Raw genomic sequence first — 25,287 nt, 5'->3', positions numbered from 1 at the left:
AATCCGGCCGGTGCGGCGTCTATAATGTCCGGATGCCCCGCGAGCCCTCCCAAGAACCCCACCACGACCACGGCGTAGCGCTGGAACCGGCCCGGCCGGAGGTCGCGCCGCCGCCGTTCTACCAGGTGATGCTGCTGAACGACGACTACACCCCGATGGATTTCGTGGTGACCGTGCTGCAGCACTTCTTCTCGATGGATCTGGAAAAAGCCACCCAGGTGATGCTCAACGTACACACCCGTGGGCGAGGGGTGTGCGGGGTGTTTACCCGTGAGGTGGCCGAATCGAAGGTTGCCCAGGTCAATGAGTTCTCGCGCATGAACCAGCATCCGCTGTTGTGCACGATGGAAAAGGCCGGGTAATTCCGCGTTACCGGCGCCTGATGGGTGGCTTCGGTGGGTCTAAGCGTCGGATGGATTGTTCCAGCCGTTGATCCATCGGCTTCGGACGCTTGGGCCGCGCTGCGCGCGGTGTCCGGCCAACGGCCGGGGCTACGAATTATTACGGGCCCATTGGGAACTGGGTCAATCAACCAATGGCCGGGGCTACGAATTCTTGCGGGCCATTGGATCTGGATCAATCAACCTTGGCGCCGGGCGCTCTTCGGTAGCGCCGGCCGTTGGCCGGCCCACGTATCCTATCGGGTGTGACCGTTTCCGGTCGGGTTGCCCGTCCATCAATGAAACAGCGCCGGGGGCCGCCGGGTGGCGGGGCGCTTGCAATGGGGCAATGACGTCGCCATCACGGGTGGACAGCCAATGCTGGCGGTGTCTGGGGCATGATCGCGCAAGTGATAACGCCATCTGAACGCACCGATCCGCTAGGGTGATGGAAATTGTGCAGGTAGGCCGCATATTGTTCCCAACTGCCGCCGGAGTAGAACATGTTCAGTAAAGACCTCGAACACACCATCGGTCAGTGCTACAAGCGCGCCCGTGAGGCCCGCCATGAGTTCATGACGGTGGAACACCTGCTGCTGGCACTGCTCGACAACCCGTCCGCCCAGGCGGTCCTCAAGGCCTGCGGGGCGGACGCCGAGCGCCTGCGCCAGGAGCTGGAGCAGGCCATCGAGGCCTCCGTGTCCCGCCTGGCCGAGGATGACGGCCGCGATACCCAGCCCACGCTGGGCTTCCAGCGCGTGCTGCAGCGCGCGGTCTATCACGTGCAGTCCTCGGGCAAGAAGGAGGTCACCGGTGCCAACGTGCTGGTGGCGATCTTCGGCGAAAAGGATTCCCACGCGGTCTATTACCTCAACCAGCAGGACGTGACCCGGCTGGATATCGTCAATTACCTCTCCCATGGCATCGCCAAGCTGGGCGAGGAAGGCGAAGTGCCACCGTCGTCCGATGCCGAAGGGCGGGCCGAGGGTGGGGACGGTGAAGGCAAGGGCGATGCCTTGGCCGAATTCGCCAGCAACCTCAATGAGGCGGCCCGCAATGGCCGTATCGACCCCCTGGTGGGCCGCCGCGACGAGATCGAGCGCACCATCCAGGTGCTGTGCCGCCGCCGCAAGAACAACCCGCTGTACGTGGGCGAGGCCGGTGTGGGCAAGACCGCCATCGCCGAAGGCCTGGCCAAGCGCATCGTCGAAGGCTCGGTGCCCGACGTGCTGGCCGACGCGGTGATCTACTCGCTCGACCTGGGCGCGCTGGTGGCGGGCACCAAGTACCGCGGTGATTTCGAGAAGCGTCTGAAGGGCGTGCTCACGGCACTGAAGAAGATGCCCAACGCGGTGCTGTTCATCGACGAGATCCACACCATCATCGGTGCTGGCTCGGCGTCGGGCGGCACCATGGACGCCTCCAACCTGATCAAGCCGGCCCTGGCCTCGGGTGAGCTGCGCTGCATCGGCTCCACCACCTTCCAGGAATACCGCGGCATCTTCGAGAAGGACCGCGCGTTGGCACGCCGCTTCCAGAAGATCGACATCGTCGAACCGACGGTGGGCGAGACCTACGAGATCCTGCAGGGCCTCAAGCCCAGGTACGAAGCGCACCACGGCGTGACCTACGCCGATGATGCGCTGCAGGCGGCGGTGGACCTGTCGGTCAAGCACATCGGCGACCGCCTGCTGCCGGACAAGGCCATCGACGTGATCGATGAGGCCGGTGCCCGCCAGCGGCTGCTGCCCGAAGGTGAGCGCAAGGAACTGATCGATATCGAGGAAATCGAAACGATCGTGGCCAAGATGGCGCGCATCCCGGCCAAGCAGGTCAGCGCGACCGACAAGGACGTGCTGCAGCACCTGGAGCGCAACCTGAAGATGGTGATCTTCGGCCAGGACCCGGCCATCGAAACCCTGTCGTCGGCGATCAAGCTGGCCCGTTCGGGCCTGGCCAACCCGGAAAAGCCGATCGGCAACTTCCTGTTCGCCGGCCCCACCGGCGTGGGCAAGACCGAGGTGACCAAGCAGTTGGCGCTGCAGCTGGGCATCGAGCTGGTGCGCTTCGACATGAGCGAGTACATGGAGCCGCATTCGATCAGCCGCCTGATCGGTGCGCCCCCGGGCTATGTCGGCTTCGACCAGGGTGGCCTGCTCACCGAGAAGATCGTCAAGACGCCGCACTGCGTGCTGCTGCTGGACGAGGTGGAAAAGGCCCACCCGGATATCTTCAACATCCTGCTGCAGGTCATGGACCGTGGCGTGCTCACCGACACCAATGGGCGCGAAGCCAACTTCAAGAACGTGGTGCTGGTGATGACCACCAATGCCGGCGCGGCGCAGGCCTCGCGGCGCTCGATCGGCTTCACCCGCCAGGACCATGCCACCGACGCGATGGAGATCATCCGCAAGAGCTTCACGCCGGAATTCCGCAACCGCCTCGATGCGGTGGTGCAGTTCCAGCCGCTGGGCTTCGAGCACATCCTGCGCGTGGTGGACAAGTTCCTGATCGAGCTGGAGATGCTGCTTCAGGAGAAGCACGTCAGCCTGTCGGCCACCCCGACCGCGCGCGACTGGCTGGCCCGCCACGGCTTCGACCCGCTGATGGGTGCCCGCCCGATGGCCCGCGTGATCCAGGACAAGGTGAAGCGTCCGCTGGCCGACGAGCTGCTGTTCGGCAAACTGGTCAATGGCGGCCGGGTCAGCATCGACGTCCGCGACGACGAGCTGTTCGTGGAAACCCAGGCCGAGCCGGAGCGGTTGCTGCCGGCCACCGTCGAATGACCTGATGGTCATTCGACGGGTAGGTCACGACCGTTGGTCGTGACTCCTCAGAAAAACGCCCCGTGAGGGGCGTTATTTGCAGGTGCGGTCTTACCGGGCGCGCGAAGCGAATTCCCCTGCGCTGATGGATTTAATCTTGGCCACCGAGCAGAATTGGCTATCGGTCACCAGCTTGCTGACGCCTGCGCACACCTGACTTTCCTGGGACGGGGTATCGAAATCCAGTTTGCGCGATGTCGCCGCGCTGCCGCACGAATTGGTGAAGCTCACTACATAGTGGTCGCTTCCATTGCGCAGCAGCACGCTCTGAGCGGCATTTTTGCGCACGATCTGGTGGTCGCTGGACAGGACAACACAATCGTCGCCAGCAGGCGCGGTCTGAGCCGCCGCGGTACCAGCAAGAGCGGTGACGGCAAGCAGGCAAAGCGGGATCAGGGTCTTCATGTTGGGGCCAGTCGGAAACGGTCCGGAATGGACCTGTGACCACAATGGGCGCGAACCGCCCAGTGCGAATCTGCAGCAAGGCAGGCTGACTGACGTCAGGGTGCAGGCGGTCACAGTGACTGCCGGCACGGTAGCTCGGGCTGAATGGCGCCCACGCAAAAAGGCCAGCACGAGGCCGGCCTTTGAACGCGTCTTCCGGTGGAAGCCGCCCCTGCCGCTTACTTCATACGGTAGGTGATGCGACCCTTGGTCAGGTCGTAGGGCGTCATTTCGACCTTGACGCGGTCGCCCGTCAGGATGCGGATGTAGTTCTTGCGCATGCGGCCGGAGATGTGGGCGATGATTTCATGCCCATTTTCCAGTCGAACGCGGAAAGTGGTGTTCGGCAGCGTCTCGCTGACGGTGCCTTCGAACTCGATGGAGTCGTCTTTCGACATGTAGTCCTGTGCAGTTCTATAAACGGCCGAGCTGGCCTTAAGAGCGGGCATTTTACGCGCTCTTCCCCTTGGATGCAAAGATTGTGTTAACGACCCCGGATTCCGGTAGCGCCGGCCGTTGGCCGGCCCTCACCAGCCGCGCCACCTCACGCCAGCGATGCGGCGGAAAACTCCCCAACCCGCTCCGTCCACGCTCCAGGCAGCTCAATGGCATTCACCTGCTCCCGCACGGCCCCAAGAAACCGCTCCCGTGACCAGTGCTCGGCCCCCATCCGCAGCAGGTGGTCGTTCTCCACCTGCGCATCGATCAACGGCCAGCCCCATCCGCGCAGGACATGTGCCAGCCCGGCCAGCGCCACCTTCGAGCCTCCGCTCTCGGCGCTGAACATGCTCTCCCCGAAGAACATCCGTCCCATCGCCACCCCATAGATCCCGCCCACCAGCCGGTCGCCGTCCAGTACCTCGATCGAATGGGCAAACCCCAGCGCGTGCAGCGCCTCATATGCCTTCACCATGTCCCGGGTGATCCACGTTCCGTCCTGACGGGGGCGCGGGCTGGTGGCGCAGGCCTCGATCACCTCGCGGAAGCGGGTATCGGCGCGCAGCACCCAGCCGATGGCGCGCAGGCTGCGCCGGAAGCGGGAGGAGAGGCGCACTCCATCGGTGCGGAACACCATGCGCGGGTCCGGGGACCACCACAGCAGCGGCTGGCCTTCGGAGAACCACGGGAAGATGCCGCCAGCATAGGCATTGAGCAGGCGCACCGGCGAGAGGTCCCCGCCCAGCGCAAGCAGGCCATCGGGCTCGCGCAGCGCGGTCTCGGCCGGCGGGAAGGGGGCATCCGGCCGGTCGTCCAGCCGCCAGGGCAAATGCCGGGTCATGCAGGCTCGGTGCTCTTGAAGGGCGTGTGGGCAGCCAGCGCCTGCGCATAGCGCCGCACTTCCCCGCGTTCCTGTTCGCACCAGCCGGCCAGCGCACCGGCGAAGTCCGGCTGGGCAATCCAGTGCCGGCTGCGCACTGGGTGCGGCAGGAAGCCACGCGCCAGCTTGTGCTCGCCCTGCGCGCCGGGCTCGAAGCGGGGTAGGCCTTCGCGCAGGCAGTACTCGATACCCTGGTAGTAGCAGGTCTCAAAATGCAGCCCAGGCAGGGTGGCGCCACCCCAGTAACGGCCATACAGAGTGTCCGCGCCGCGCAGGCACAGCGCGCCGGCAACCGGTTGGCCCTCCAACATGGCCAGGAAGATCACCAACTGGCGGGGCAGGGTGGTGGCCAGGTGCTGCAGGAAAGGCAGGGTCAGGGCGGGCGAGTTGCCGTACTCGCTGAAGGTCTGCAGATAGAAATCGTGCATCGCCTGCAGGTCTGCAGCGGTGGCTTCATCGCCGTGCACGATGCGGTAGGTGACACCGGAACGCGCCAGCTTGGCGCGTTCCTGGCGGATGTTCTTGCGGTGCTTGTGGTCCATCGCCGCCAGGAAACCGCTGAAGTCGGTCCAGTCGCCCGGGTTGTGCCACTGGAACTGGATGTCCTCGCGCAGCAGCCACTCCGGCCCGAACGCGGTGTCGTCTTCGGCCAAATGGAAGTTCACGTGCGCCGACGACCAGCCCATGCGGGCCACTTCCATGCGCAGGGTCTCGACCAGTGTGCGGGCGGTTTCAGCATCCTTCGCCAGCAGGCGCGGTCCGCTCACCGGCGAATACGGCACCGCGCCCAGCCACTTCGGGAAATACGCCAGCCCATGCCGGGCATAGGCGTTGGCCCAGGCGTGATCGAACACGAACTCGCCATGCGAGTTGTCCTTGAGGTAGCCCGGCACCGCCCCGATCAGCTGATCGCCTTCCCACAGGGTGAAATGGCGCGGCCGCCAGCCCCATTCCGCGCGCAGGCAGCCGTGTTCTTCCAGGCCCTGCAGGAAGGAGTGGCTGACGAACGGGTTGCGGCCATCGTGCAGCGCATCCCAGTCGGCGGCAGGCAGGTCAGCGAGGCGATGTAGGAAACGTATATCGGGCATGGCTAGAGGATAGGGCAGGTCGATGGAAAACGGGGTGTTTTAGGCGGGGGTGATCGGCGCGCAGGAACCGATAGGAAAGTCGTTCAGCACCCGCCGGAAAGCGTGCGCTTGCGCGCGTTCGTGTGGTTTTGAAGGGAGGAGATTTCGATGGCGCATCCGGAGATGCGTCAACTACTTTCAAGGAGAATGGAGATGGTAAGTAAAAGCCTACAGTTGTTCGCGGTTGGATGCGGAGTTCTGCTAGCTGCCGCTGACGTAGCTGATTCACGGGCCGCGCCGGTACCTGTTGGTGGTGGCCACTCAATCGAGACAAAGGATGAGGCTACGCAGACGACCTGGTACGTCGACGCCGAGCTGATACATCTGCTGGAAAAGGAAGCGTCCAGAAGCGTTTCGACCTACCTGCAAAGCAGGGATGTGCTGCGCACGGTTGATGTAAAGGTGACCATCGACATGAACAAGAAGACGGTGCTGGCAGACTTTGGCAAGGGCTTTCTTCCGGGAGCCGGCGAAGGGTATGCAGAAACGTTCCTGCACGAACTTGCCGTGACACTTCGTGTGTACGCCGAGAAGGCTGGGCTTCCCATCGTTGATGTGGACTTCCGGTTCCAGGGAAAGCCACTCAAGGACTACTTCCCCAAGGATCTTGCAGTGCCTCCGCAAGCTCGTATGAATCCGCGAAATGCCACTGCGTTGGTTTCCGCCAGTCACGGACTGGTGCGGGTGTTTCCATCCAGGAGCTGGGAGTTTCAACGCCCGGATGCGTTCGGTTTCAGGGAAGACATGATCACGCCAGCGTACGGAGATGTGTTGCAGTCGCTTCTTGTGGAGCGAAGTGGCTTGAGCGTCTATCGTGCGCGAAGCAGGGCGCAGGGTCTGCACGAAGAGTCGGAGCGCCCGTGGGAGCAGATGTCTTCGAGGTACCACGTAAAGGCTGTGATGCCCGCGCGCACGGATATCTGGAACTCGCTACCGAACGAGACCACAAATGATCGGGAGGTCAATGAGGACATCCGCACACGCCCTCTCTACGCGAATCACCTAGGGGTAGGAGCAATGATCAGCCTTCATACCAATGGTCACCCAATGGCGACGACTCGGGGCTTGGAGGTCTTCTATCACGGCGATAAGCCGAACGATCGCCCTCTGGCAGAGAGCGTGCTGTGCGGGATGCGTGAGCAGATCCGAGCGCAGCCGGGCTACGAGAACTTTCCTATTCGAGATCGAGCCAACGCGGGCCGACACGGCGAAAACAGGATTGCCACAATGCCAGCGGTACTTGTGGAGATCGCCTACCACTCGAACCCAGAAGACTCCGCCGCGCTTCAGGACCGCGTATTCCGCGAAGCTTCCATGAAGGGGGTCGAAAAGGGCTACCGTCTATTCCGTGAAGGCAAGGACTGCACCCCGCTGGCGTTGAGGAAGATTGATCGCGTTACCGTTCCTGCGAACGGTGCGGCAGAGACCAACGTTCATTTCGACGGCCATCCACAGTTCCCGGTGACGCTCAGCTTCACGCCGGTGTACTGCACCCAGCCGGGCGCCTGCAGGGGGGAAGAAAAGACGGTCACGGAAGCCTCCGCCTCGCCCATCAAGGCGCAGATGACCTGCGAGGGCAGTGGTTACGGCATGGTCAACTGGAGCACGGTGATGCGCGATGCCGATGGGGTGACTTCCGGTCCCATCGAACACTGGATGACCTGCCAGAGCGGCGGTTGATCCGCCAGCGCGCCAGGAGGTTCAGGCGTAAAGCGAAAGGCCGGCGCATTGCGCCGGCGTTTGGAAACAGAATGCAGGTTAGGCAGCGGTGGCGTGCAACTGCACGCCGAGGGCGCGAGTCACCTTCAGAATCGTGGCAAAGTCCGGGCTGCGCTCACCGGAGAGAGCGCGGTAGAGACTCTCACGTGAAACGCCTGCGTCGCGAGCAACTTTGCTCATCCCCTGGGCGCGGGCAATATCACCGAGCGCCTTGGCGATGAATGCAGAATCGCCGTCACTTTCCATGATGCAGGCATCCAGGTGCGCGGCCATTTCCTCCGGAGTGCGCAGGTGCTCCGCAACGTCGAACTTTTCTACCTTTGTCTTCTTCTTGGCTGTCATGTCGCTGTAGCTCCGGTAGTTTCGTTGCGCCGTGATCTTCTTCTGTCGGATGGCGTCATAAATTGTGAGCCAGCTCCTTCGCCTTTTCGATGTCGTGTTGCTGGGAGCCCTTATCGCGGCCTACCAAAAGAATAATGAGCCGGTTGCCTCGCTGTGTGTAGTAGATGCGATAGCCGGGGCCTACATCTACGCGAAGCTCAGCTATCCCGCCGCTCAGGTTGCGGTGGTCACCGGGATTGCCATCGGCAAGCCGGCGAATGCGGGCGAGGATCCTTGCGCGGCCTGCGACGTCCTTAAGGGCGTCTATCCATACTGAGAACTGGTCGGTGCACTGCAGCTCCATCTGTAAGGTGTAGCCAACAGGCTACATAATGTCCACCCAGGCCACGTCTCACAATTTCAAACGCAGAAGGCCGGCGCTCGCGCCGGCCTTCCTGGGGTGCTTCAGGCGTTGCCGGTCAGCCCAGCTCGCCCTTCGCATCCAGGTAGCGTTCGGCGTCCAGCGCGGCCATGCAGCCGAAGCCGGCCGAGGTGATGGCCTGGCGGTAATGCTGGTCGGCCACGTCGCCGGCGGCGAACACGCCTTCCACCGAGGTCTGGGTGGCGTTGCCGCCCAGGCCCGAGCGGATGTCCAGGTAGCCATTGTTCATGCTCAGCTGGCCGTCGAACAGGCTGGTATTGGGGTGGTGGCCGATGGCCACGAAGAAGCCGTGGGCGTCGATGTCGCGGGTGCTGCCGTCCAGGGTGGACTTCACGCGCACGCCGGTGACGCCAGCCTCATTGCCCAGCACTTCGTCGACCTGGTGGTGCCACACCGTCTCGATCTTGCCCGAGGCCACCTTGGCGAACAGCTTGTCCTGCATGATCTTTTCCGCCTTCAGGGTGTCGCGGCGGTGGACCAGGTAGACCTTGCGGGCGATGTTGGACAGATACAGTGCCTCTTCCACGGCGGTGTTGCCGCCGCCGACCACGACCACGTCCTGGTCACGGTAGAAGAAGCCATCACAGGTGGCGCAGGCCGACACGCCGCGGCCCTTGAACGCCTCTTCGGACGGGATGCCCAGGTACTTGGCGGTGGCGCCGGTGGCGATGATCAGCGCGTCACAGGTGTATTCGGCGCTGTCGCCGATCAGCTTGAACGGGCGCTGGGTCACGTCGGCGGTGTGGATGTGGTCGAAGATCACTTCGGTCTCGAAGCGCTCGGCGTGGGCCTGCATGCGCGCCATCAGGTCCGGACCCATCAGGCCGTGGGCGTCGCCCGGCCAGTTGTCCACCTCGGTGGTGGTCATCAGCTGGCCGCCCTGCTGCAGGCCGGTGATCACCACCGGGTTCAGGTTTGCGCGTGCGGCGTAGACGGCGGCCGTCCAGCCGGCCGGGCCGGAACCGAGGATGACGAGCTTCTGGTGGCGGGAAGGCTTGGAATTGCTCATGTAGACTCGCAAAGAGATGATGGGGCGGGGCGCTGGCGGAGGATTGCCGGGCGTCCAAGACAGGTCGGTAGGCCACGACCGCTGGTCGTGGCGCGAACTATAGAGTGGCGGCTGGAAGCGGCTGGTTCAAGGCGAAGGGTGGAACGGCGCAACCCGGAACGGGGCAGCCGGCTCCGCGACGGAGTTTTGGCGGTCACGCGCGTGATGGGGCGTCACGACCAACGGTCGTGAACTACCGGCGCTCGCCTCAGTCGTTTATTATCAAGGACTAACAGTGCATTCCCAAGGTCTGGTCTAAGGTGGCGAAACAGGTCCCGGAACGATCCAAGTCTCCCGACGGCAAAGCGGCGTCGCGCCGCGCTGCGGCTGCGGCGCCGGTCGAAAACCCCCGTCGGCTGCGTCTCTGGCGCGACCTCGGCCTGATCGCGATCGCGCCGGCGTTGCTGTACCTGGTGGCCAGCTTGTTCACGTACTCGGCCACCGACCCGGGTTGGTCGCACACCGGCAGCGTGGTGGCGCCCATCCACAACATGGGGGGGCGGGTAGGGGCGTGGGTGGCCGATGTGCTGCTGCAGCTGTTCGGCTACATGGCCTTCCTGCTGCCCATCGTGCTGGGCGCGCTGGCGTGGTTTGCCATGTTCGGGCTCAAGCGCGAGAGCAAGGGCGAGCACGATCTTGACCCCGCGCTGCGCCTGGTAGGGTTGGTCGGCTTCCTGATTGCCGGCACCGGCTTCCTGCACCTGCGCCTGTTCAGTGGCGACGTCGGCCATGCCGGCGGCATTCTCGGCCGGCTGGTCGGCAATTCGCTCAGTGCCGGTTTCGGTGCGCTGGGCGCGAACCTGTTCGTGCTGGTGCTGCTGCTGGCCTCGATCACCCTGGCCACCGGCATTTCGTGGTTCGTGGTGATGGAAAAGATCGGCCGCGCGGTGCTGGCGCTGCCGCCGCTGCTGAGCAGGAAGAAGGAACAGGCCACCGAGTGGCAGCAGACCCGCGCGATGCGCGAGGAGCGCCAGGAAGTGCGCAAGGTCGATGCCGAGGTCCGCGCCAGGCGCGAGCCGGTCAAGATCGAGCCACGCCCCGAGCCGGTGCTTGAGAAGAGCGACAGGGCCAAGCGCGAAACCCAGATTCCGATGTTCCGTGGCGTCAATGGCGATGGCTCCGATCTGCCGCCGCTGGCGCTGCTGGACGATCCCAAGCCGCAGCCCAAGGGCTACGACGAAGAGACCCTGGAAACGCTGTCGCGCCAGATCGAATTCAAGCTCAAGGATTTCCGCATCGATGCCCTGGTGGTGGGTGCGTACCCGGGTCCGGTGATCACCCGCTTCGAAATCGAACCGGCGCCGGGCATCAAGGTCAGCCAGATCAGCTCGCTGGACAAGGACATCGCCCGCGGCCTGTCGGTCAAGTCGGTGCGCGTGGTCGACGTGATTCCGGGCAAGTCGGTGGTGGGCCTGGAGATTCCCAACGTCACCCGCGAAATGATCTATCTGTCCGAGCTGTTGCGTTCCAAGGAATACGACAAGTCGGCCAGTCCGCTCACCCTGGCCCTGGGCAAGGACATCGCCGGCCGCCCGACCGTGGCTGACCTGGCGCGCATGCCGCACCTGCTGGTGGCCGGCACCACCGGTTCGGGCAAGTCGGTGGCGGTCAACGCGATGGTGCTGAGCCTGCTGTACAAGGCGTCGCCGAAAGACCTGCGGATGTTGATGATCGACCCGAAGATGCTCGAACTGAGCGTCTACCAGGGCATTCCGCACCTGCTGGCGCCGGTGGTCACCGACATGAAGGAGGCCGCCAACGGCCTGCGCTGGTGCGTGGCCGAAATGGAGCGTCGCTACAAGCTGATGAGCGCGGTGGGCGTGCGCAACCTGGCCGGTTTCAACAAGAAGGTCAAGGACGCCGAAGACGCGGGGCAGCCGTTGATGGACCCGCTGTTCAAGCCGAACCCGGAGCTGGGCGAAGCGCCGCGCCCGTTGGAGACGCTGCCGTTCATCGTCATCTTCATCGACGAATTCGCCGACATGATGATGATCGTCGGCAAGAAGGTCGAAGAACTGATCGCGCGCCTGGCGCAGAAGGCGCGTGCGGCCGGCATCCATCTGATCCTGGCCACCCAGCGTCCGTCGGTGGACGTGATCACCGGCCTGATCAAGGCCAACATTCCGACCCGCATCGGTTTCCAGGTCAGCTCGAAGATCGATTCGCGCACCATCCTGGACCAGTCCGGCGCCGAAACGCTGCTGGGCCACGGCGACATGCTCTACCTGCCGCCCGGCACCGCGCTGCCCGACCGCGTGCATGGCGCCTTCGTCTCCGACGAGGAAGTGCACCGCGTGGTCGAGCACCTCAAGGCCAGCGGCCCGGCCGACTACATCAGCGGCGTGCTCGACGAAGTGCAGATGATGGGCGATGGCGTGGTGGTGGGTGCAGGTGGCCTGCCCGAATCGAGTGGTGGCGCTGGGGACGAATCCGATCCGCTGTACGACGAAGCGGTACGGATCGTCACCGAGACCCGTCGTGCGTCCATTTCCGGTGTGCAGCGCCGCCTCAAGATCGGCTACAACCGCGCCGCGCGCCTGATCGAGGCCATGGAAGCGGCCGGCGTGGTCACCCCGCCCGAGCACAACGGCGACCGCAGCGTCCTCGCGCCACCGCCGCCGAAATAGCCCGGAACCGCTGAAGACCCGGGTAGAGCCACGTCCTGCGTGGCTGTCACAGGTAGAGCCACGCCCTGCGTGGCTGTCACAGGTAGAGCCACGCCCTGCGTGGCTGCGCACTCGATAAGGATCCAGAATGACCCGCATGACATGGATGGCAGCGTGCGCCCTTGCAGTGTCGCCCGTGCATGCCTGGTCCCAGGCGGCCCAGCCGCCCCGGCTCCCCGTGCCCGCCATGGCGCCCACCCCGGCCCCGGCCAGCGCCCCCAGCGACATCCAGGCCAGCAACAACTTCAGCTTCGTCAGCTACCGCGCCGACTATGTGGTCCGCCCCGATGCGGGCAACGTGCAGACCGAGTCCTACGACATCCTGCTCAAGACCAAGGCGGCGGTCGAACAGTTCAGCCAGGTGCGATTGAGCTACAGCGAGAAGATGGAAACCCTGGAGGTGCTGTCGGCCTACACCCTCACCGCCGACGGCCAGCGCCGCGACGTGCCAGCCGACCGCATCTACACCCAGGAAAGCTACTCCAGCGCCGCCGCGGCCATGTATGCCGACCGCAAGGTGCGGGTGGTGGTGTTCCCGAACCTGGCGCCGGGCACGCGGGTGGTCTACCAGACCCGCCGCACCCAGAACATGCCGTACTTCCCCGGCTACTTCAGCCTGTGGGAAACGTTCAGCGTGTTCTCGCAGTACGACGATGCGCAGGTGACCCTGAGCGCGCCGGCATCGCTGCCCATGCATGTGCAGCAGCGCGGCGTGCAGGGCAGCCAGGCCCCGACCCTCCGCAACGGGCAGGCCACCTGGGCCTGGCGCTACCGCCGCCCGGACCCGCTGCCGGTGCAGAATTGGACCGCCGCGCCATGGGAGTTCAGCCCGACCATCATGGCCAGCACCTACCGCGACTGGGCGCAGGTGGCCCAGGCCTACCAGCTCAAGGGCAGCGAGGCGGCGCGGGTGACCCCGGGCATCCAGACGCTGGCCGATGAAATCACCCGTGGCATCGATGACCGGCGCGAGCAGGCCGCCGCGCTGTACCGCTGGGTGTCGCAGAACATCCGCTATGTGGCGGTGTACCTGGGCAACGGCGGGCTGGAGCCGAATCCTGCGCAGAGCATTCTCGACAACCACTATGGCGACTGCAAGGACCATGTGGTGATCCTGGAGGCACTGCTGGCAGCGCGCGGCATCGACAGCACCCCGGTGCTGATCGGTGCAGGCGGAGGCCCGACCCTGCCGGCGATTCCGATGCTGGGGCGCTTCAACCACGCCATTACCTACATCCCCGAGTTCGACCTGTACCTGGATTCGACCAGTGCGTATGCGCGCTTCGGCCAGCTGCCCGACGGTGACCTGGGCGCGCCGGTGCTGCTTACGCGCCAGGCCAGGGTCGCGCGCACGCCCGCCAACGATGCCGCGCGCAATGGAAACGGTTTCGAGGTGACGTTCCGCTTCGACCCGGCCGGCAATCTGGAAGGGCAGACCGTGCCGCAGCCCCGCGAGGTCGGCGAGATCGGCATGCGCGGCTCGTTCGCCCGGCTCAACGCGCAGAACCGGGCGCGCGTGGAAGAATCAATCATGGCCTCGTCCGGCTTCGATGGCAGCGGCACGCTGACCCTGCTGGGCGACCCGCAGGACCTGGCCCGGCCATTCAACTACCGCTACGATTTCCATGCCCGCGATTACGTCGACTTCGGCGTGGTCGGTGGCATGGTGCTGCCGGACCCGCCGGGTGGGGAGTCGTTCCGCGACATCTACACGACCACCTCGGCGCCGGACAACGTGACCCCGTTCTACTGCAACGACACCCTGCGTGAGGAAACCTACCGGGTGGAGTTCCCGGTCGGGGTGCCGATCGTGGCGATGCCGCGCGACCAGCAGTTCCGCAACGCCGCCGGCGAGTACGCGCTGCACTGGACCCGGGAAGGCCAGGCCATCGTGGCCCGCCACCGCCTGCACCAGAACGCGGTGCGCGGGGCGGATGCGTTGTGCCAGCCGGGCGATTATGCTGCCTTCCGCGAGCTGTACCAGCAGGTCCGGCGTGGCTTCCGTGGACAGGTGGTCTACGGCGACCTGCGCACGGTGCAATCCGCCCCCTGATTCCCCATTCAGGATGACGGCGGCACACTGCCTGCCATCCTCCCTACGTTTATTGGATACCTCTATGCAGAGCACCTTCCGCCGCTGTCTCGTCGCCGCCACGCTGGTCTGCGCCAGTGTCGGGTCGGTGTCTGCCTGGGCCGGCGCCCGCGATGAGCTGAACCGTTTCACCAAGGACCTCAAGGGCCTGGACGGGCAGTTCGAGCAGAAGGTGTTCGACAGCAAGGGCAAGGTAAAGGAAACCACCAGTGGCAACGTGGCGCTTTCCGCGCCGCGTCAGTTCCGCTGGGAGTACACGAAGCCGCATGAGCAGCTGATCATTGCCGACGGCAGCAACGTGTGGGTGTACGAGCCGGACCTGCAGCAGGCGACCAAGCGCGCGCAGGGCACCGAGGAGCAGAACAGCCCGCTGACCGCGCTGATCAACCCGGCACTGCTGGACAAGCAGTACGACGTCAGTGAAGAGGCCGCGCCGCGTGATGGCCTGCAGTGGCTGTCGCTGACGCCGAAACGTGAAACCGAGACCTCGTTCCAGTACGCCGCGCTGGGCTTCAATGCCCAGGGCCTGGCCCGTATGGAGGTGACCGATGCGGTGAACCAGCGCACGGTGATCAGCTTCACCGGCTGGAAGCGCAATCCGGCCTTCCCCAAGGGCACGTTCAATTTCACGCCGCCGAAGGGCACCGACGTCATCGGGAACTAAGGTAGCCGGGCAGAGCCCGGCGCTACGGCGTTCGGGCAGAGCCCGGCGCTACGGCATTCGGTCATACAATAGTTGCGTGGCCAGAAACCGAACTTCATTCAATGAGCCCGATCTGCTGACGGTGGATCGGGACAGCATGCGCCCGCTTGCCGAGCGCATGCGCCCGCAGACCCTCGACGAGATGGTGGGGCAGAAGCGCCTGCTCGCCCCGGGCAGCGCGCTGCGCCGGGCAGTCGAGTCCGGGCACGTGCACTCGATGATCCTGTGGGGCCCGCCGGGCTGTGGCAAGACCACGCTCTCGCTGCTGCTGGCCCACTACGCCGATGCCGAGTTCCGGGCGATCTCCGCGGTGCTGTCCGGCCTGCCCGAGGTGCGGGTGGTGCTGGCCGAGGCCGCCCAACGCTTCGCCGAAGGCCGGCGCACGGTGTTGTTCGTCGACGAAGTGCATCGCTTCAACAAGGCGCAGCAGGATGCGTTCCTGCCGCACATCGAGCGCGGCACCATCGTGTTCGTCGGCGCAACCACCGAAAACCCCTCGTTCGAACTCAACTCGGCATTGCTTTCGCGCTGCCGCGTGCATGTGCTGGAAGCGGTGTCGCCGGCTGATATCGTCGAAGCGCTGGAGCGGGCCCTACAGGACGGTGAGCGCGGGCTGGGCGGCGAATCGCTGCAGGTCACGCCGGAAGCCCTGCTGCAGATTGCCACCGCGGCCGACGGCGATGTACGGCGCGGCCTGACCCTGCTGGAGATCGCCGCCGAACTGGCCGGCGGTGAAGGCGGGCGGATCAGTCCGGAAATGCTGGTGCAGGTGCTGGCCGACCGCACCCGCCGGTTCGACAAGGGCGGCGAGCAGTTCTACGACCAGATCTCGGCACTGCACAAATCAGTGCGCAGCTCCAATCCGGATGCGGCGCTGTACTGGCTCACGCGCATGCTCGACGGCGGCTGCGATCCGTCCTACCTGGCCAGGCGCCTGACCCGCATGGCGATCGAGGACATCGGCCTGGCCGATCCCCGCGCGCAGTCGATGGCGCTGGAAGCCTGGGACATCTACGAACGGCTGGGCAGCCCGGAGGGCGAGCTCGCCTTCGCCCAGCTGGTGCTGTACCTGGCCAGCACCGCCAAGTCCAACGCCGGCTATGCCGCCTTCAACCTGGCCAAGCAGGAAGTGCGCGAGACCGGCACCCAGGAGGTGCCGCTGCACCTGCGCAACGCGCCTACCAGGCTGATGAAGGAGCTGGGTTACGGCAAGACCTACCAGTACGACCACGACGCCGAAGGCGGCATCGCGCTGGACCAGACCGGCTTCCCGGATGCGATGGGCGAACGCGTCTATTACCAGCCTGTCGCGCGCGGGCTGGAAATCAAGCTGAAGGAAAAGCTCGACCGCCTGCGCGCCGAGCGGGAACAGGCGCGGGCGCGGAAGGGGCAGGACTGATGGCCGGCTTCGGTGTCTGGTGGCAGCAGCTGGGCCTGGTAATGATTGGTGGCGCTCTCGGCTCAGCCCTGCGCTTCATCATCGGCGACGCGGTGTGGCGCCAGTTTGGCAGCAGCTTCCCGTGGGGCACGCTGACCGCGAACCTGGTCGGCGCCTTCGCCATTGGCTACCTCGCGGTGTGGTTGCAGACCCGGGGCGATGCGGCGGTGTACTGGCGCGCATTTGCCGTGGTCGGGATCATCGGCGGATTGACCACGTTCTCGTCGATGATGCTGGAAGCGGTGCTGCTGGCGCGCAATGCGCGCGGCTGGGAAATGCCAGCCTATCTGGGCGTGAGCCTGGTAGCGGGGTTCGCGCTGGTGTGGCTGGGTGCGCGCGTGGCGGAAGCAACCGTCGCGCGGTGACATGCCCCGTTACGGTAATCCAGCGGCTTTTCTGCTGGATTTCCGTGCTCTATCACGATATTGTTTCGCCCCCGTTCGTGCCGCCCCCGCCACCCGTCATGCGTGATGAAGAAGATCCCGGCACCCTGGAACTGATGCTGCCGCGCAAGCGTGGCCGTCCGCCCACCTTCGGCTACGCCATGACCGACGCGCAGCGTGCGGCCCGCTACCGGGCGCGTCGTGCGGGGCAGGCCGACCACGCCGATGTGCGCACCTGCAGCGACATGGTGCTGCTGGACAAGATCCGCGCGGCGATCAGCGCCAGGGATGCCGAGCTCACTGGATTCCTGGTGCACGTGCTGTGGCAGCGCTATCCCCTGCAGTTGAAGTAATCGCACCGCGTACCAGGCCGGCCACGGCCGGGCGCAGGTAACCCAGCAGGCGCTCGGCCTCCCGCCAGCTGCCGGCGTCGTCCAGGTCCAGTTCGTGCAGGTCGCCGGCGATCGCGGCCAGGTCCGGTTGCCCCAGCATCTGCAATACGCCGGCCAGCCGATGGGCGTGGTGTCGCAGGCGGTTGCCACCCTGTGCGTGCAGCGCGTCGTGCAACGCCATCTGTTCTTCCTGCAACGAATGCAGGAAGTCAGCCCAGATCGGGTCGATGCTGCCGCTTGATGTTGCGGGGGCGGGGGCGTTGCCAGGTACCTCCAGCTGCAACGCGCGCAACAGCCTGCCGATATCCAGCGGCTTGCACAGCACCGCGTCCATTCCGCAGGCGAGGCAGCGCTGCACGTGGGCAGGCGAATCGTTGGCCGAGACCGCCACCAGGATGGCTGCCGCGCGTCCGTGGCGGCGTTCCAGCTGGCGAAGCTGGGTGGCCAGCTCGTAGCCACTCATGTCGCCGAGCACGCAATCCAGCAACACCACGCCGCAGGGCTCGGCGGCCTGGCTGTGCAGGGCGCTGGCACCGTCGGCGCAGCTGCTCACCGACGCGCCCAGCGTTTCCAGCTGCCGGCAGACGACCGTCCGGTTCAGCGCATGGTCTTCGACCAGCAGCAGGGTGCGCCCAGCCAGCGGTTGTTCGCCGGTGGAATGACCGGCACCTTCGAGCACCACGGGCAGGCGCACGTCGAAGCAGCTGCCTTCGCCCGGCGCACTGCGCAGCTGCACCGTTCCTCCCATGCCGCGCACCAGGTCCTGGCAGATCGACAGGCCCAGCCCGGCACCGCCCAGCTGCCGCGAATGGCTGTCGTGCGCCTGCGCGAACGGCTTGAAGACACTGTCGTGCTGGTTGGCCGGAATGCCGATCCCGGTATCGCTGACCGCCAGCCACACGCTTGCGCTGTTCTCATCGAGCTGCAGCGACAGCGTCACCTCCACCGTGCCCACATCAGTGAATTTCACCGCATTGCCCAGCAGGTTGCTGATCACCTGGCGCAGTGCGTCACCGTCCAGCCACATCCTGGGCAGCGGGTCGGTGTCCTGCAGCAGCGCCATGGCAAGGCCCTTGGCCTCCGCCCCGGGGCGGGCTACCGCCATGCAGTCGCGGACCAGTTGCCGCACATCCTGCCAGCCCGGCGTGGGGAGGTACTCGCCGGTGGCCAGGCGTGAGTAGTCCAGCGCGTGGCCCAGCAGGTGGCGCAGCCCGGCCCCGGCATTGCGTGCCGCGTTGACCAGTTGCCGTTGGCCCTGGTCCAGCCCCGACTGGTGCAGCAGATCCACCGAGGTGACCAGTGTCTGCGCCGCGTTGCGGACCTCGTGGCTCATCACGGCAATGAAGCGCGCCTGCTGGCGTTCGCTGCGCCGCGCCGACTGCTGCGCGATGCGCATCCACACCCCGGCGGTGAGCAGTGCCAGCAGGGTCAGCGTGGTGGCCAGCAGTTCCCAGCGGAAGTGCTGCGACATCACCTGCAGCGACGGCCCGCTCAGGTAGGTGGCCTTGGTCCAGCGCTGCATCAGCATGGCGTGTTCCTGCGGGCTGATCGCGCGCATCGCCTGATGGATCTGATCGAGCAGGCCGCGGTCGCGGTGGCGTACCACCAGGTGCAGGCTGCCCGGCAGGGTCGATGGCCCGCCGTGCAACAGCAGGCTGTCGCCGAACTCGCGGCGCACCATCGGACGCATTGCCACATCCAGGTCCAGCGCCGCATCAACCACGCCCGCTTCCACCGCAGACAGGGCTTCGCGCAGGCTGGGCAGGCCCACCACCTGCAGGTGGGGATGGTAGGCGCCCAGCCACTCGGCCAGGCGCGTGCCGCGCACTACCGCCACCCGTCGCAGGTGCGCGAATTCCGGCGCGTGCGCCTGGGCGTGACGGCTGGCCAGCAGGGTCTGGCCGCGGTAATAGGCCGGTGAGGCGGCCAGCGATGTGCAGGGGGTGTTGTCCAGCGGGCCCAGCAGCAGCATCAGGTCCGCGCGCCCATCGCAGAGTGCCTGCAGCGCCGCGGTGGCGGATTCCACCGGCTGTTCACGGAATTCCAGGCCGGCCTGTTCCGCCACCAGCTGGGCGTAGCCGCTGATCAGGTTGGTATCGCGTGTCGCGCGGCTGTGGCCGGCCAGCAGGCCCTGCTGGGAAGGGTCGGCGGCCACCCGGACCAGGCGCGGTTCGCCGGCGGTGCCTGGCCACGCGGGCAGCAGCAGGCCGACCAGCACCGCGGTCAGGGCGCCGGTCCAGGTCCGGTCGGCGCTCACCACACCGCCAGTTGGTGGCGCAGGGTGAACAGGTCGCGGTCGGTGCGCAGGCCGAGCTTGCGGAACGCGGCGTGCTTCTGCGTGCTGATGGTCTTGATGCTGCGCTTCCGCTGCAGTGCGATATCGGTCACGGTCATGCCGCTCAGGCACAGCTGCAGCACTTCGCGCTCGCTCGGCGACAAGCGGTGCTCGGCATATTCATCGCGGTAGTTGGCCGGTACGTGGGTGTGCCCGGCGGCCACGCGGGTAACCGCGCGCGCGAGTGCTTCCAGCGTTTCGGCCTTGGATACCACGCCTGCCGCGCCGGCGGCCATGCTGTTGGAGATCATGACGTGATGCACGTTGGCCGAAAACATCAGCACGCGTACACGCGGGAAGCGCCGCCGCAGCATGCGCAGCAGTTCCATGCCCTGCAGGTCGCCTTCGGCCAGGGTGTAGTCCACTACCGCCACATCCACCAGGTGGCGCTGCAGGGTGTTGATCAGCGACTGGGTATGGGCATGGTTGCCGACGACGTGGAAGCGCGGATCGGTCGACAGCTGCACGTAGCTGCCATGCCGGACGACGTCGTGGTCATCGAGCAGGGCGATGTTCAGTACGGACGGCAGCAGCGGTCCGTAGGCGGGGCCTGGATAGCGTCGGGACAAAGGAGGCACGCAATCGTGGGATTTGCGCCATTCTTACCGCTTCAATGCGCAATGGAGATACTCTCATGTCAGATTAGGACTATTCCTATGCGCGGGACGAGAGCTGCGTCACTCTCTGTGCGGATCCGGTTCCGCGCTGGATGCCAGGCCAGTTGCGCCGATCAAGCCGGTGACGTCGGTACCGGTGCGTGCAAGGCTGCGTGCCACCCGGTCGCCTGCGTCGCGCATCATCGCGTGCAGGGCGGGTGGGCCCAGTATCTCGAACTCAAGCTCCAGCGCGAGCAGCCAATAGACCACCGCGCCCTGCGGATGCGCGCCACAGCGCAGCAGGCACCGCTGTGCATCCACCCTTTCAAGCATCCCGGCCGAGGGCGGGATGCGCTCGCGCACGTTTTCGATCGGCGCGTGCAGGATCACCCGTGCTTCGTCCCCGTAGGGCCCCAGCGAGAGAGACTGCTTCACGAACGCGCGCAGGTCGCCGTTGGCGGGCGACGGGCGAGGGCGGAAGTGGGCGCCGACCTCTGCCGTGCTGGTCATGCGGTCGATGCGGAACGTGCGCCAGTCCACGCGCAGCGTGTCCCATGCCACCAGGTACCAGCGCCGCTCGGCATGCACTACGCCCTGCGGTTCCACCAGCCTCTGGCTCGGTTGTCCCTGGCGGTCGGCATAGTCGAAGCGCAGTTGTAGCTGGTCACGGCAGGCACCGGCCAGCGTGGCCAGCAACCCGGCGTCGACCACCGGCCCGGCCTGGTCGATCGGCAGGATCGCGGTGCGCAATGCATCCAGGCGGCGGCGCAGGCGGGCCGGCATCACCTGTTCCAGTTTGACCAGTGCAGTGATGGCGGTCTGCTCGATGCCGCTGATGGTGCCGGATACCGCAGTGCGCAGTGCCAGCGCGGCGGCCAGCGCTTCTTCATCGTCAAGCAGCAGCGGCGGCAATGCACGCCCGGCGCGGAAGGCGTAGCCGCCGGCCACGCCGCTGCTGGCCTGGATGGGATAGCCCAGCTCGCGCAGACGCTCGATGTCGCGGCGCAGCGTGCGCGGGTGCACGCCGATGTCCGCCGCCAGCGTGTTGCCGGGCCAGTGCGGGCGGGATTGCAGCAGCGAGAGTAGACGCAACAGTCGGGCAGAGGTCGTGAGCATGGTGGCAGCATCGCGCCTGTCGAGGACAGAATCTGTCCGCAATGGTGGCTAGCCTGTGGCCACGGTGCAAGGTCCTTCGCGGCGCACCTTTCCACTTCGACCATCACAAGGAGTTCCGCATGTCCGTCGTCTTCTACTGGCACCCCATGTCCAGCGCTACCCCGGTCGCCTGCGCCCTGGCCGAACTGGGGGTGGCCCATGACCGGGTGCGGATTGACATCCGCAATGGTGAGCAGCGCACACCCGAATACCTGGCGATCAATCCAAACGGCAAGCTGCCCTGCCTGGTCGTGGACGGCACGCCGATCTTCGAGGGCCTGGCCATCCACCTGTGGCTGGGCGACCGCTTCGGGGTTGCACGCGGGCTGTGGCCGGCCGCCGATACGCCCGAGCGCCTTCAGGCATTGTCGTGGTGTGCCTGGGCCTATGTGACCTACGCGGCGATGGTCAACCGCCTGCTGCTGGCCACCCGCGAGGGCCCGCTGCGCGACGGCGTGCAGGCCGCCGCTGCAGGGCAGGGCGCGGCCGAGCTGTTGGCGCTGCTGGAGGATCGCCTGGCAGGACGCCCCTGGATGCTGGGTGGCGGGTACTCGCTGGTCGACCTGGTGGTGGCACAGGTGGTTGGATATGGCACCTATGTCGGCGCAGGCGTGGACGCGTACCCCGCCGTGGCGGCCTGGCTGGCGCAGGTGCAGGCGCGACCGGCCATGCAGGGTGAGGTCTGAGTAAATTGGCGTTGCAAATAAACGGCATGCCGAAATTCAGCTGGTGAATGCAGGCCTCCTCACCGTATGGTACGGAGGTCTTTCACGTCGTGCCGTTGCCATGAAACCCATGTTGCTGTCTGCGTTCCCGGTGCTGCTTGCACTGGCCCCCTCTGCCTTGGCCGCCGAACAGGCCGACCTCATCATCCGCCACGCCACCGTGGTCGATGTCGAGCATGCCACCACCCATGCCGACCAGGCGGTGGTGGTGCGCGGCAGCGATATCGTCGCGGTGGGGGATGACCGCGCCATCGCAAACGCCCGGAGCGCACCGCAGCGCATCGATGGCAAGGGCCGCTTCCTCATTCCGGGCCTGTGGGACATGCATGTGCATTTCGGCGGTGGCCCGGCGCTGGTCGAGGAAAACAAGGCCCTGCTGCCGCTGTACATCGCCCATGGCATCACCACCATCCGCGACTGCTCCGGCGACTTGCCGGCACAGGTGCTGCAATGGCGCGGGCAGATCGCCGATGGCAGCCTGGAGGGTCCGCAGCTGTTCAGTTCCGGCGCCAAGATCGAAGGTATCAAGCCGGTCTGGAAGGGCACGCTTGAAGTTGGGAGCCAGGCCGACCTGGAGGGCGCGCTGCAGCAGCTCAAGCGCGACAGTGTCGACTTCGTCAAGATCACCGACAGCACCTTGACCCCGCCGCTGTTCCTGGCGGCGGTCAGCGGCGCGCGTGCCAACGGCCTGCGGGCATCGGGCCACATTCCGATGGCGCTGACCGTGCAGCAGGCCGTGGATGCCGGAATCAGTTCGATCGAGCACCTGGATTACGCGTACAAGGCTGGCGTCAAGGACGAGGCGACCATTGCCGCCGATTTCGCCGCCAAGCGCATTGACCGTGCCGAGGCCAATCGCCGCCTCGATGCCGGCTTTGACCGTGAGACGGCGATGGCGGCCTACCGTGGATTCGCGGCGAAGGGCGTATATGTGACGCCGACGCTCAACGGGGGCCGCATCCTCGACTTCCTCGACCAGGACGACCACGCCAACGATCCGTACCTGGCTTACATCGGTCCGAGGCTGCAGGCCACCTACCAGTGGCGCGTGGAGCGTGCTGCCAAGGCCAGCCCGGCGCAGATCGCCGAACGCCACCAGCAGTACCACCAGGTGGCGGCCGTTCTCCCGATGCTGCAGCAGGCAGGTGTGACCATCATGGCCGGCACCGACGCGGGTTTCCTCAATTCGTTCAATTATCCGGGCATCGGTCTGCACGACGAGCTCAGCCTGTTCGTGAAGGAAGGCCTAACGCCGGCGCAGGCGCTGTCGTCGGCTACCCGGGCTGGCCCGTCGTGGTTCGGCACGCTGGACCGTTATGGCGGCATCGCCGAGGGCAAGGCAGCGGATCTGGTGCTGCTGGATGCCAATCCGCTGCAGGACATCCAGGCCACGCGTGCGATCAATGCCGTAGTGCTGCGGGGGCAGGTATACGACCGCAAGGCATTGGATGCGCTGCTGGCAGCGACGCGGGAAAAGGTGGCGGCGTGGCAGGAGGCAGCCGGGCCCTGACAGCATGTCCTGACGCGATATTCGTGTGATGGTCCCTGGACGCCCCGCCTTTGCGGGGCGTTTTTGTTTCTGTCGCCAATACAAGAAGTTGCAGTGGCGATTGAGGAATCTTGCATGTAACGACATGACACGGCTGCCTAAGCTGCGCACCTCATTTGGCGCGGCAATGCCAATTGATCTTAACGATCACCATGTCAATCGATCTTGCAACAAATTGCAGAGACGTTTGAAGAAAGTTGCATGTAACGACATGGGGGTGACGCCTAACCTGCGCACTCGATTCGGGGCAGTTATGACAACTGGCCAGAACATTCACCCAGTCAATCATAGGAGCATCTTCGATGAAGCGTTTGATGACCGCCATGGCATTGGTGCTGGCAATGACCGGCGCGCAGGGTACTGCGCACGCCGCTGCGCCAAACATTCACGTGGGGGCAATGTACGAATATGCCGAGCCCGGCAAGGGCGCGCTGCTCAAGCGCGTGCGCAACACCGGCGATGCCACGGCGTTCGTGCGCGTGCAGATCACCGAAGTGCGGTATGCCGCGGATGGCAGCCACCATGAGGTGCCGGTCACCGGCACCGACGCGGGGCTGATCGCCAGCCCATCGCGGCTGATCGTTCCCGCCCAAGGGCAGCAGGCCACGCGCCTGCTGGTACAGGGCGACCGCAGCGCCGAGCGCTACTACCGTGTGCGCTTCGTGCCCGTCCTCCCGCAGTCCGAGGACGAATTCGCGCTGACCGATGCGCAGCGCGACGAGTACCGCAAGGAACTGTCGGCCGGCGTCAACGTGCTGACCGGCTACGGCGTGTTCGTGATCGTGCACCCCGACCAGACCCGCTACGACGTGCAGACCGAAACCCATGATGGGTACGTGCAGCTGCGCAACGCGGGCAATACCACGGTGATCCTGGACGACATCCGCCAGTGCAGTACGCAGGACAAGGCGGCCAAATGCTCGCCGTCGCGAAAGGTCCACCTGCTGCCGCAACGTACCGAACGCTTCACGCGCAGTGCGGAGCACCTGCACCGCTTCCAGATCGTTGAGGGGAACGACCGCAAGGACGTTCAGCTCAACCCCTAGGTTCCGCTTGGAACCACAGTCCCGTCGCCGGACTCCAGGCGACATGTTCCCACCTCGGAGATGTATTGCAATGAACTTCAAGACCACCATCCTGGCTGCTGCTGCCGCCCTGATCCTCACCCCTGCCGCGGCCATGGCCGCCACCGAGCAGTTCCCGCTGCAGGTCACCGTTGAAGCTATCGTTCCGTCGGCCACCGGCCTGCAGATCTCGCCGGTCGGCAACTGGGCCGGCCAGACCCAGAACATGCGCTGGAACATCGCCACCCAGCGCCTTGATCCGATCCAGCAGCAGCTCGACATGAAGAGCGGGCTGGGCGCCATCAACGCCTACCTCACCACCGACGCCATGCTGACCAGCGCCGGCAACATCATCGACCTGACCGTCAACGTTGCCGGCCAGGACCTGCTGGTCGGTGCCGCCAATGCGGTTGAAGTGGCCACCGCCACCGAAGCCGCGGCCAGCAAGCGCGCCGCCGTGACCATCACTGCTGCCGATGCAGGCGAGGAAGGTTACCCGCAGGGCAACTTCCAGGGCAGCGTTTTCATGATGTACGAAAGCGGCACCCCGTAACCCCGCGCGCAT

At 65.7% G+C, this 25,287-nt stretch carries 23 protein-coding genes; 13 read left to right on the top strand and 10 right to left on the bottom strand.

The genetic code is table 11. The features are described from left to right. Positions 1–32 precede the first annotated feature (32 nt). Together clpS and clpA are read left to right on the top strand one after the other, a co-directional pair. On the top strand, positions 33–362 hold the full coding sequence (clpS, locus tag J7J08_RS07260) for an ATP-dependent Clp protease adapter ClpS (protein ID WP_068851786.1): 330 nt from the start codon (positions 33–35) through the stop codon (positions 360–362). A gap of 521 nt (positions 363–883) precedes the next feature. Next, entirely contained in the window at positions 884–3,166 is a 2,283-nt protein-coding gene (gene clpA, locus J7J08_RS07255) for an ATP-dependent Clp protease ATP-binding subunit ClpA (RefSeq protein WP_214903299.1), read from the top strand. A 90-nt stretch (positions 3,167–3,256) separates the two neighbouring features. Here the strand turns inward: clpA and J7J08_RS07250 are convergent, their stop codons facing one another. The 4 genes from J7J08_RS07250 to J7J08_RS07235 all read right to left on the bottom strand — a co-directional run bounded on the left by J7J08_RS07250 (position 3,257) and on the right by J7J08_RS07235 (position 6,055). Beyond that, positions 3,257–3,610 (bottom strand): hypothetical protein, encoded by a 354-nt coding sequence (locus J7J08_RS07250; RefSeq protein ID WP_214903297.1) that lies wholly within the window; start codon positions 3,608–3,610, stop codon positions 3,257–3,259. Positions 3,611–3,828: 218 nt separating this feature from the next. After that, positions 3,829–4,047 carry a translation initiation factor IF-1 gene (infA, locus tag J7J08_RS07245; protein WP_005409596.1) on the bottom strand — a complete coding sequence of 73 codons (219 nt, stop codon included), beginning with the start codon at positions 4,045–4,047 and terminating at the stop codon, positions 3,829–3,831. Between the two features lie 146 nt (positions 4,048–4,193). Further along, a complete protein-coding gene (gene aat / locus J7J08_RS07240; protein ID WP_214903295.1) occupies positions 4,194–4,928 on the bottom strand; it encodes a leucyl/phenylalanyl-tRNA--protein transferase in 735 nt (244 codons plus the stop codon). After that, positions 4,925–6,055 carry a GNAT family N-acetyltransferase gene (locus J7J08_RS07235; protein ID WP_214903293.1) on the bottom strand — a complete coding sequence of 377 codons (1,131 nt, stop codon included), beginning with the start codon at positions 6,053–6,055 and terminating at the stop codon, positions 4,925–4,927. The genes aat and J7J08_RS07235 overlap by 4 nt, the downstream gene beginning before the upstream one ends. A 147-nt stretch (positions 6,056–6,202) precedes the next feature. Between J7J08_RS07235 and J7J08_RS07230 the strand changes: the two genes are divergently transcribed. Then, on the top strand, positions 6,203–7,774 hold the full coding sequence (locus J7J08_RS07230) for an N-acetylmuramoyl-L-alanine amidase (protein ID WP_214903291.1): 1,572 nt from the start codon (positions 6,203–6,205) through the stop codon (positions 7,772–7,774). Positions 7,775–7,852: 78 nt separating this feature from the next. On the opposite strand, the gene J7J08_RS07225 is transcribed toward J7J08_RS07230, so the two are convergent. The 3 genes from J7J08_RS07225 to trxB all read right to left on the bottom strand — a co-directional run bounded on the left by J7J08_RS07225 (position 7,853) and on the right by trxB (position 9,585). Beyond that, on the bottom strand, positions 7,853–8,155 hold the full coding sequence (locus J7J08_RS07225; protein WP_214903289.1) for an addiction module antidote protein: 303 nt from the start codon (positions 8,153–8,155) through the stop codon (positions 7,853–7,855). A 55-nt stretch (positions 8,156–8,210) separates the two neighbouring features. Continuing rightward, positions 8,211–8,498, bottom strand: coding sequence for a type II toxin-antitoxin system RelE/ParE family toxin (locus J7J08_RS07220; protein WP_214903287.1), 288 nt, complete (start codon positions 8,496–8,498; stop codon positions 8,211–8,213). A 115-nt stretch (positions 8,499–8,613) separates the two neighbouring features. Further along, positions 8,614–9,585, bottom strand: coding sequence for a thioredoxin-disulfide reductase (trxB, locus tag J7J08_RS07215; protein ID WP_214903284.1), 972 nt, complete (start codon positions 9,583–9,585; stop codon positions 8,614–8,616). Between the two features lie 299 nt (positions 9,586–9,884). Between trxB and J7J08_RS07210 the strand changes: the two genes are divergently transcribed. The 6 genes from J7J08_RS07210 (at position 9,885) to J7J08_RS07185 (ending at position 17,259) form a co-directional block, all read left to right on the top strand. Next, a complete protein-coding gene (locus J7J08_RS07210; RefSeq protein ID WP_214903281.1) occupies positions 9,885–12,251 on the top strand; it encodes a DNA translocase FtsK in 2,367 nt (788 codons plus the stop codon). Between the two features lie 226 nt (positions 12,252–12,477). Continuing rightward, positions 12,478–14,343, top strand: coding sequence for a DUF3857 domain-containing protein (locus J7J08_RS07205; RefSeq protein WP_251006493.1), 1,866 nt, complete (start codon positions 12,478–12,480; stop codon positions 14,341–14,343). Between the two features lie 64 nt (positions 14,344–14,407). Continuing rightward, the gene (gene lolA / locus J7J08_RS07200) at positions 14,408–15,046 is read left to right on the top strand and encodes an outer membrane lipoprotein chaperone LolA (RefSeq protein ID WP_214903277.1); all 639 of its coding nucleotides are present in this window, start codon (positions 14,408–14,410) and stop codon (positions 15,044–15,046) included. 136 nt (positions 15,047–15,182) lie between these two features. Beyond that, the gene (locus J7J08_RS07195) at positions 15,183–16,484 is read left to right on the top strand and encodes a replication-associated recombination protein A (protein WP_251006492.1); all 1,302 of its coding nucleotides are present in this window, start codon (positions 15,183–15,185) and stop codon (positions 16,482–16,484) included. Next, the gene (gene crcB, locus J7J08_RS07190) at positions 16,484–16,888 is read left to right on the top strand and encodes a fluoride efflux transporter CrcB (protein ID WP_214903271.1); all 405 of its coding nucleotides are present in this window, start codon (positions 16,484–16,486) and stop codon (positions 16,886–16,888) included. Before J7J08_RS07195 ends, crcB begins: the two co-directional genes overlap by 1 nt. A gap of 98 nt (positions 16,889–16,986) precedes the next feature. After that, positions 16,987–17,259 (top strand): hypothetical protein, encoded by a 273-nt coding sequence (locus J7J08_RS07185; protein ID WP_214903268.1) that lies wholly within the window; start codon positions 16,987–16,989, stop codon positions 17,257–17,259. On the opposite strand, the gene J7J08_RS07180 is transcribed toward J7J08_RS07185, so the two are convergent. From J7J08_RS07180 to J7J08_RS07170, 3 genes are all read right to left on the bottom strand, one after another. Continuing rightward, on the bottom strand, positions 17,204–19,555 hold the full coding sequence (locus J7J08_RS07180) for an ATP-binding protein (protein WP_214903265.1): 2,352 nt from the start codon (positions 19,553–19,555) through the stop codon (positions 17,204–17,206). The two genes, J7J08_RS07185 and J7J08_RS07180, sit on opposite strands and share 56 nt — an antisense overlap. Next, positions 19,552–20,202 carry a response regulator transcription factor gene (locus J7J08_RS07175; RefSeq protein WP_214903263.1) on the bottom strand — a complete coding sequence of 217 codons (651 nt, stop codon included), beginning with the start codon at positions 20,200–20,202 and terminating at the stop codon, positions 19,552–19,554. Before J7J08_RS07175 ends, J7J08_RS07180 begins: the two co-directional genes overlap by 4 nt. A 108-nt stretch (positions 20,203–20,310) precedes the next feature. Beyond that, on the bottom strand, positions 20,311–21,345 hold the full coding sequence (locus J7J08_RS07170; protein WP_214903260.1) for a WYL domain-containing protein: 1,035 nt from the start codon (positions 21,343–21,345) through the stop codon (positions 20,311–20,313). 119 nt (positions 21,346–21,464) lie between these two features. On the opposite strand from J7J08_RS07170, the gene J7J08_RS07165 reads away from it, so the two are divergent. The 4 genes from J7J08_RS07165 to J7J08_RS07150 all read left to right on the top strand — a co-directional run bounded on the left by J7J08_RS07165 (position 21,465) and on the right by J7J08_RS07150 (position 25,275). Next, the gene (locus tag J7J08_RS07165; protein WP_251006491.1) at positions 21,465–22,070 is read left to right on the top strand and encodes a glutathione S-transferase family protein; all 606 of its coding nucleotides are present in this window, start codon (positions 21,465–21,467) and stop codon (positions 22,068–22,070) included. Between the two features lie 100 nt (positions 22,071–22,170). Then, complete coding sequence (locus J7J08_RS07160) at positions 22,171–23,619, top strand: amidohydrolase family protein (protein ID WP_214903254.1); 1,449 nt, start codon at positions 22,171–22,173, stop codon at positions 23,617–23,619. A 341-nt stretch (positions 23,620–23,960) separates the two neighbouring features. After that, complete coding sequence (locus tag J7J08_RS07155; protein ID WP_214903251.1) at positions 23,961–24,704, top strand: CS1 fimbrial subunit B flags: Precursor; 744 nt, start codon at positions 23,961–23,963, stop codon at positions 24,702–24,704. A gap of 70 nt (positions 24,705–24,774) precedes the next feature. Next, positions 24,775–25,275, top strand: a complete 501-nt coding sequence (locus J7J08_RS07150; RefSeq protein ID WP_214903248.1) for a CS1 type fimbrial major subunit — start codon at positions 24,775–24,777, stop codon at positions 25,273–25,275. Positions 25,276–25,287 lie beyond the last annotated feature (12 nt).

Origin of the sequence: Stenotrophomonas sp. ISL-67 (assembly GCF_018612915.1) — a bacterium.
Lineage (GTDB): Bacteria > Pseudomonadota > Gammaproteobacteria > Xanthomonadales > Xanthomonadaceae > Stenotrophomonas.
The sequence above is the reverse complement of the archived record's forward strand: the minus strand, read 5'-3'. Positions and strand labels throughout refer to the sequence as shown.